This is a genomic window from Mycobacterium sp. TH-M11 (assembly GCF_057473725.1).
The window spans coordinates 1-7,699 of the sequence record NZ_JBYCLD010000490.1; the positions used below are offsets into that span (position 1 = coordinate 1).

General features: G+C 66.1%; 7 protein-coding genes. 4 read left to right on the forward strand and 3 right to left on the reverse strand.

All coding sequences use genetic code 11. The features are described from left to right. Positions 1-77: 77 nt before the first annotated feature. The 3 genes from AC2VOG_RS18785 to lysX all read right to left on the reverse strand — a co-directional run bounded on the left by AC2VOG_RS18785 (position 78) and on the right by lysX (position 5,194). Positions 78-323, reverse strand: a complete 246-nt coding sequence (locus AC2VOG_RS18785; RefSeq protein ID WP_486941343.1) for a hypothetical protein — start codon at positions 321-323, stop codon at positions 78-80. An 18-nt stretch (positions 324-341) separates the two neighbouring features. Beyond that, on the reverse strand, positions 342-1,796 hold the full coding sequence (locus AC2VOG_RS18790; RefSeq protein ID WP_486941344.1) for an alpha/beta hydrolase: 1,455 nt from the start codon (positions 1,794-1,796) through the stop codon (positions 342-344). Between the two features lie 68 nt (positions 1,797-1,864). Further along, positions 1,865-5,194, reverse strand: coding sequence for a bifunctional lysylphosphatidylglycerol synthetase/lysine--tRNA ligase LysX (gene lysX, locus AC2VOG_RS18795; protein ID WP_486941348.1), 3,330 nt, complete (start codon positions 5,192-5,194; stop codon positions 1,865-1,867). 389 nt (positions 5,195-5,583) lie between these two features. On the opposite strand from lysX, the gene infC reads away from it, so the two are divergent. The 4 genes from infC to AC2VOG_RS18815 are packed head-to-tail and all read left to right on the forward strand — an operon-like array spanning position 5,584 to position 7,639. Next, positions 5,584-6,183, forward strand: coding sequence for a translation initiation factor IF-3 (gene infC, locus AC2VOG_RS18800; protein ID WP_486941349.1), 600 nt, complete (start codon positions 5,584-5,586; stop codon positions 6,181-6,183). A gap of 29 nt (positions 6,184-6,212) precedes the next feature. Next, the gene (rpmI, locus tag AC2VOG_RS18805; protein WP_486941345.1) at positions 6,213-6,407 is read left to right on the forward strand and encodes a 50S ribosomal protein L35; all 195 of its coding nucleotides are present in this window, start codon (positions 6,213-6,215) and stop codon (positions 6,405-6,407) included. Positions 6,408-6,458: 51 nt separating this feature from the next. Beyond that, on the forward strand, positions 6,459-6,848 hold the full coding sequence (rplT, locus tag AC2VOG_RS18810) for a 50S ribosomal protein L20 (RefSeq protein WP_486941346.1): 390 nt from the start codon (positions 6,459-6,461) through the stop codon (positions 6,846-6,848). A gap of 11 nt (positions 6,849-6,859) precedes the next feature. After that, a complete protein-coding gene (locus tag AC2VOG_RS18815) occupies positions 6,860-7,639 on the forward strand; it encodes a TrmH family RNA methyltransferase (protein ID WP_486941347.1) in 780 nt (259 codons plus the stop codon). The last annotated feature ends 60 nt before the right edge of the window (positions 7,640-7,699 follow it).

Here is a 7,699-nt window from a genome sequence, read left to right on the forward strand (position 1 = left end):
GACAAGAACTGTCGGCTTATCAGCCGTCTTCGCCGCTCCTCGGCCGTGAATTCACGCACGGGGCACTGACCGCGGGCTCAGTGACGGTCGTCGCGCATCGATTCGCGGATCTGGGCCAGCCGATCGGCGGCCGCCCGCTGCCTCGCCTCGAACTGCTCATCGACATCGCGGCCCTCGGGGGTATCGGCATCCAATTCGGTTGCCCCGATTGATGTCTCGTAGCGCGACTCGATCTTTTCCCGAACGGAGTCGAATGTCGGTACCCCGGAGCTGGTGTAGCCGTTGTCGGCGTCGGGGGCGGTACCTTCGGGCTGTTCGGCCATGCACCTACCGTACCCGTGTCATCGACCGACCGGCTCGGCGTGCGGAGTCGGCGCCGATGGCCACGATGGCGGCGACGGGATCCGCGGCACATTCGGTGTTCCCAACCGACCCGCCAACCATGGCAGCGCCGCGGCGAAGGCGCTGCCGGCGAACGGCCAGTCGTGGTTTCCCGACTGTGCGACGATCGTGCAGTCGATGCCGTTGGCGCGGCCCAGGTCGCACAGCGACTCCGCCGCCGCGGTCTGGACAGCCACTGTGGGGCCGTATTCTCGGCCGAGGTTGGTGTCGCCGGCGACCGAGATGCTGAGGTGGCGCCTGGTCGGAGGTTTTGACGGCCCGGCAAACCAGCCCGAAATACCCTCATAGCGGCCATGTTTGGCGATCACGGTAGAGGGATCGAAGGAGGCCCACGCGGCGGCATTCCCGCCGAACAACCGGGCGATGGTCTGGGCCTTTGTCCCGGCTTCGGGCCCCATATTGCCGCCGATGTCGACGAACGCGCTGAACAACTCCGGGTGCATCACAGTCAGGTCCAACGCGCAGGTGCCGCCCATGGACCAGCCGACGATGCCCCAATTCGCCGCTGAACTGCTCACGCCGAACTCCGAGAACATAAAAGGCACAACATCTTTGGTGAGGTGATCGGCCGCGTTTCCGCGGCTGCCGTTGACACATTCGGTGTCGTTGTTGAACGCGCCACCGGAGTCGACGAACACAAAGACCGGAGCGTTGCCGCCGTGCGTGGCGGCCAGTTCGTCGATCGTCGTTGCAGCGTTGCCGGCACGCAGCCAGTCGGCAGGAGTGTTGAACTCGCCGCCGATCATCATCACGGTCGGCAGCGGAGGCGGGGGGTTGGTGGAAAACCAGGCCGGCGGCAGGTACACGAGTTCGCCGCGATGCTTGAAATGCGACATCGCATCGGGGACCGCCACCGGAACGACAACGCCGTGGGCGGGCTGCAAGCCGGCCGCCGACATCGCGGCAACGCGGGCCGCGTCGATCTGGTGGGGCAGCGGTCCCTCGGTGAGCTGGTCCCATGCGGACTGCACGGTGGGGAAGTAGCCGACCCACAGGTTGAGCGTCAACGCGGCGCTGAGTAGGCACAGCGGTAGGGCCGTCATCGACACGCCCCGTTGCCACCAGCGCCCGCTGCCCCAACCCAGGATCAGGATCGCGGCGGCTGCACCGCTTCCGGCGATCCACCACCACAGCAGATGCGGCGCCGGATCGTCGGCCAGACCGGCGCTGGCGACATACCAGTTCGAGCTGGTGGCCAGCGCGGCGCCCAGCACCGCGGCGACCGGTAGATAGCGCAGGCACCACACTCGCGATCGCCATCCGAAGGCCACCAGCAACAGGGTCAGCGCGAGAGCCTGGACCACACCTGGCACCCATCCGTGCATCAACGACGTGTGGTTGTCGGCCAGCACCGCAACGGGGAGGTTCGCCCTTGAACCTGTCACGCAGTCCATTGTCGTCTCTTTTGCATGCTGTGAGCATGACTTTTGCGAACCCGATGGTCCGCGTATCGACGAACTGCTCAGCGCGGCTTGGCCAGCGGGAAGGGGAGCGTCTCGCGGATGCTGCGGCCGGTGACGAGCATGACGACCCGGTCGACGCCCATCCCGAGACCACCGGTCGGTGGCATCGCATATTCCATGGCCTGCAGGAAATCTTCGTCGAGCTCCATGGCTTCGGGATCGCCGCCCGCGGCCAGGAACGACTGGCCTTCCAGCCGGCGGCGCTGCTCGACAGGATCGGTGAGTTCGCTGTAGGCGGTGCCCAGTTCGACTCCCCACGCCACCAGATCCCAGCGCTCGGCCAGCCCGGGTTGGCTGCGGTGCGGCCGGGTCAGTGGCGACACCGACGAGGGGAAGTCGACAAAGAACGTCGGCCGCTCGGTGCGGTGTTCGACGAGGTGCTCGTAGAGTTCGAGCACCACCGCGCCGGCGTCCCAGCGCGCCAGGTAGGGGATCTTCGCGGCATCGGACAACCGGTGCAGGGTGGCCAGGTCGGTATTCGCGTCGATGTGCTCACCGAGTGCCTCGGAGACCGCGTCGTGGACAGTCTTCACCGGCCAGGCACCGGAGATGTCCACCTCGACCAACGCGCCGCCCGCGCCGGGCCGCAGCACCACCGTGGCATCGTTGGCGGCCTGCGCAGCGTTCTGAATCAACTCCCGGCAGCCGTCGATCCAGTCTTTATAGTCCGCGTGCGCCTGATACGCCTCCAGCAGGGTGAACTCCGGGTTGTGGCTGAAGTCGACCCCCTCGTTGCGGAAAGCCCGGCCTAGCTCGAAGACGCGTTCCATCCCGCCGACGCACAACCGCTTGAGGTACAGCTCAGGTGCGATCCGCAGGTACAGGTCGAGGTCGTAGCTGTTGATATGGGTGACGAACGGGCGGGCGGTCGCGCCGCCGTGAATCTGTTGCAGGATCGGGGTTTCGACCTCTACGAATCCCTTGTCGTTCAGCGTGTCCCGGATCGCACGAAGCACCTTGCTGCGGGCTGTGATCAGCTCGCGCGACTCGGAATTGACGGCTAGGTCTATGTAACGGTTGCGCACCCGCGCCTCGGGGTCGGTCAGGCCCTTCCACTTGTTCGGCAATGGCCGCAGACACTTACCGATCAGCCGCCAGCGGTGCACGATCAGCGATTGGGTACCGGTCTTGCTATATCCCATCTTTCCGGTGACCTCGAGCAGGTCGCCAAGATCGATCGCCTTGGTGAAGTCGGCGGTGCGACCGTGCTCCAGAATCGAATTCTCCAGCAACAGCTGGACTTCCGCTGACCAGTCACGCAGCTCGGCGAACAGCACGCCACCGAAGTCCCGGATTTGCAGCACGCGCCCCGCGACCGACACATCGGTGTTGTCGCTGGTCTCCAGCGCCTGAGCGACAGAGTGGCTGGGCGGCTGTCCGACCGGATAGGCATCGATTCCGTTGTCCTGCAGCGCCTTCAGTTTGGACAGCCGGACCCGCATCTGCTCGGGCAGCCGGCGGCTTCGATCATTGTGATCGCTGAGGTCGGAGTCATGTAGCGCGGCAGCGTCGGGGGCCGAGCCGTCTTCGTGCAGCAGCCCGGTCGCCAGTATTGTCGGCGGGACCGACGGGTAGTTGCCGGTGTGCTGTTCGCCGCGCCGCACGAACGGCAGTACCAGGAAGCCCTCGGCGATCACCGACGCGACACCCACGCGGGGAACCATCCGAGCGTCTTCGAAGCAGGCATAGCGCGGTACCCAATCGGGTTTGTACTTCATGTTCGAGCGGTACAGCGTCTCGAGCTGCCACCACCGGGAGAAGAACAACAGAAACCCGCGCCACAGCCGTGCGACCGGGCCGGCACCGAGTTGCGCGCCCTGCTCGAAAGCCGAGCGAAACATAGCGAAATTCAACGAGATTCGAGTGATACCGATGCGCTCGGCGTGCAAGGCGAACTCGCTCACCATCAGTTCGATGGTGCCGTTGGGGGACTGCGGTGAGCGGCGCATCAGGTCCAGCGAGGCCCCGTTTCGTCCCCAGGGCACCAGCGACAGCATCGCGACCACCGCGTCATCGGGATCGATGGCTTCGACCAGAAGGCAATCGCCGTCGGCCGTATCGCCCAGCCGGCCCAACGCCATCGAGAACCCGCGCTCGGTGTGGGTGTCTCGCCATCCGTCCGCGCGCGAGATCACTTGCGCCATCTCGGCGGGTTCGAGGTCGTGGTGCCGGCGGACGCGCACTGTCAGCCCGGCGCGGCGCGCTCGCGTCACAGCCTGCCGTACTCCGCGCATGTCACGCCCGGACAGCTTGAACTCGGCGGTCCGCAGAATCGCTTCGTCCCCGAGTTCTAATGCGTTGAGGCCCGCCTCGCGAAAAGCCTTGGCCCCCGCCGAACTCGCGCCCATGTTGCCCGCGGTCCAGCCGTAGCGCTGGCAGAGCGCCAGCCACGCGCTGATCGCCTGCGGCCACGCCCGCGGATCGCCGATCGGGTCACCGCTGGCCAGGCAGACACCCAACTCGACGCGGTAGGTGATCGCGGCACGCCCGCTCGGCGCGAACACCACCGATTTATCGCGGCGGGTGGCGAAGTAGCCCAACGAGTCGTTCTTGCCCCACAATTCGAGCAGCCCGCGGATCGCCGACTCGTCCTCGCCGGTCAGGGCGTTGTCGGCGCGTTGCGACTGGAACAGCACGATCGCGGCGGCGATCAGCGCCATCGCACTGAACAATCCCATCAACGCGTTGAGGAAGACCGGCGGTCGGCCGGTGAACTGCGCCGACCCGACGACGGCGAACCCGACCACGCGGTTCACCACGTAGAACAGTCGGTCGTCGACGACCAACGAACGCGGGAACGTTTCGATCAGGCCCCAGGACAGCACGATGCCGATCGCCCACCCAGTGAGCAACACGCCGGCAGCCTTGTACAACGCACCCGCGCGAACCTTGGCCCAGAACTCGCGGTAGGCGAGGGTCACCACCACGATCGCGGCAAGGTGCAGGCCGAGGCCGAGCGTCTCGCCGAAGGTCTTGGCCGGGCTGGGGTGCCCGGCGACCAGTCCGGCCACGTTCAATCCGGCCGCCAGCAGCAGGGTGAACTGCAACGCCCACCAGGCGATGCGTTTGCGGGCGGTCAGCGCTCCCGCCAGCAACGCCAGCACGAACGACCAGGCGAAGCTGGTATCGGGGAAGTTGAAGACGAAGTCGTTGATGAATTCCCGAGGCACCCGGATGGCCCACCGGATCACCGGCGACACGCTCGCGATCAGCGACAGGGTGGCGATGACCCCGACTGTCCAACCGGCGGCCGCCGGCACCCAGCGAAGTCGGGAATCCGACTCGCTTCGCCGACGGGAGGCAGTGAGGGTCACAGACGGCGAGGATATTCGGTATCGCCACGGAATGCCTATGATCCGGCCGGCGGGGCATCGCTCGTGTCGGCTTCCCGGCACCGTCACCGGCGACGGTCAGACGGCGACGTGTCAGGGCAGGGCGTCGTGACTGGTAGACTCGCCTGCGCGACCGTCTCCGGCCACGCCTGAGACAGCAAGTGGAGTCCCGCTCCCACCGTTGGCCAACCAGGCTCAGCGGTCCGGTCACCAGCACACCAGATGTGCTGGTTCTGCGATTGGCAGGCGGCTTTTTGCCGTGACCGGTCGGCACCGGGCCCTGCCTAAGCAGGGCTTTTTTGCTGATGGTGTGGTACTCCGACCGCTGACTCCGCACGGCGTGGGTGACGGTGGCAATTGACCAGAAGATCAATGAGGGAGGCCCCATCAGCACTGAGACCCGCGTCAACGAACGCATCCGCGTACCTGAAGTCCGCCTGATCGGCCCGGGAGGGGAGCAGGTTGGCATCGTGCGTATCGAAGACGCTCTCCGGGTCGCCGCGGACGCCGACCTCGACCTTGTCGAAGTAGCGCCAGATGCCAGACCACCGGTCTGCAAAATCATGGACTACGGCAAGTTCAAATACGAGGCGGCACAAAAGGCGCGCGAGTCTCGCAAGAACCAGCAGCAGACCGTCGTCAAGGAACAGAAGCTGCGGCCCAAGATCGACGACCACGATTACGCGACCAAAAAAGGTCACGTGATCCGCTTCCTCGAGGCGGGGGCCAAAGTCAAAGTGACCATCATGTTCCGCGGCCGCGAGCAGTCCCGCCCCGAACTGGGTTACCGGCTGCTGCAACGTCTGGGTGCCGACGTCGCCGACTACGGATTCGTCGAGACCTCGGCCAAGCAGGACGGCCGCAACATGACGATGGTGCTGGCACCGCATCGCGGCGCGAAAACCCGCGCCCGTGCGGCCGAAGACGCCGCGGGCCCCACGATTCCGCCCGCGCCCACCGGTGACGCAGCGCCGTCACCGAACTGAACCAGAACAAGACAAAGGACCCGATTCAGATGCCCAAGGCCAAGACCCACAGCGGAGCGTCAAAGCGATTCCGTCGCACCGGCACCGGGAAGATCATGCGTGAGAAGGCCGGTCGCCGGCACCTGCTCGAGCACAAGCCGACCAAGCGCACGCGACGCCTCGACGGGCGTACCGCGGTAGCGGCGAACGACACCAAACGAGTCAACCGAATGCTGAACGGCTGACCGGCAGCCCCGCGCCGGAACAACCACTTCCCAACGAGATAGGAACACCCCATGGCACGCGTTAAGCGGGCAGTCAATGCCCAAAAGAAGCGCCGCACCATCCTCAAGGCTTCCAAAGGTTATCGCGGCCAGCGGTCTCGCCTCTACCGCAAAGCCAAAGAGCAGCAGCTGCATTCGCTGACCTACGCCTACCGCGATCGTCGCGCCCGCAAGGGCGAATTCCGCAAGCTGTGGATCTCCCGGATCAATGCTGCGGCCCGCGCCAACGACATCACCTACAACCGGTTGATCCAGGGCCTGAAGGCCGCCGGTGTCGAGGTCGATCGCAAGAACCTCGCCGATATCGCCGTCAGCGATGCCGCGGCGTTCACCGCGCTGGTCGAGGTTGCCCGCAATGCACTGCCGGCCGACGTCAATGCCCCGTCCGGAGAGGCCGCCTAACCGCGTACCCGGTGCTCACCGAACGATCGACTCGGGTGGTCGCCGCGGTCAAGCTGCATCGACAGCTGGCCCGACGCCGGGGCGACCGCTTTCTTGTCGAAGGCGCCAACCTGGTGGAGGCTGCGTCCCGGCGTGGGCTGGTCTGCGAGATATTTGTCACGGAGACGGCCGCACAGCGATACGCCGCGCTTCTGACCGGCCAGGCCGCGGCGGTCCACCTGGTTACCGAGCGGGCGGCAAAAGCGTTGTCAGACACCGTAACTCCAGCTGGATTGGTCGCGGTGTGCCAGCATCCGACCAGCATTCTGGCTGACGTGCTTTCGCGGGCGCCGCGACTGCTTGCCGTCGGGGTGGACATCGGTGAGCCGGGTAACGCCGGCACCCTGATCCGGATTGCCGACGCAATGGGCGCCGCCGCAATGGTATTCGTAGGTCACAGCGTCGACCCCTACAACGGCAAGTGCCTGCGCGCCTCCGCGGGCAGCATCTTCTCCATCCCCGTTGTCGTCGCCCCGGAGGTGGAACCCGTCACCGCCGCCGTGCAGGATGCGGGGCTGCAGATCTTAGCCACCACGGTGGACGGTGAATTGTCGCTCGACGACGCCGATCTCGCAGCACCGACTGCGTGGCTGTTCGGATCCGAGGCCCACGGGCTGTCCGCGCCCGCCGCCGCTCTGGCCGACAGCCGGATCGCAATTCCGATGTCCGGTGGCGCTCAGAGTCTGAATGTGGCTGCCGCCGCAGCGATTTGCCTCTACGAAAGCGCAAAAGCGCAACGCGGCTGGGCCTGATTGCCCGACTCGTCCTCATCGCGCTGCGCGCTCTGCATCGTCGCCCGGCTGGGCCCGATT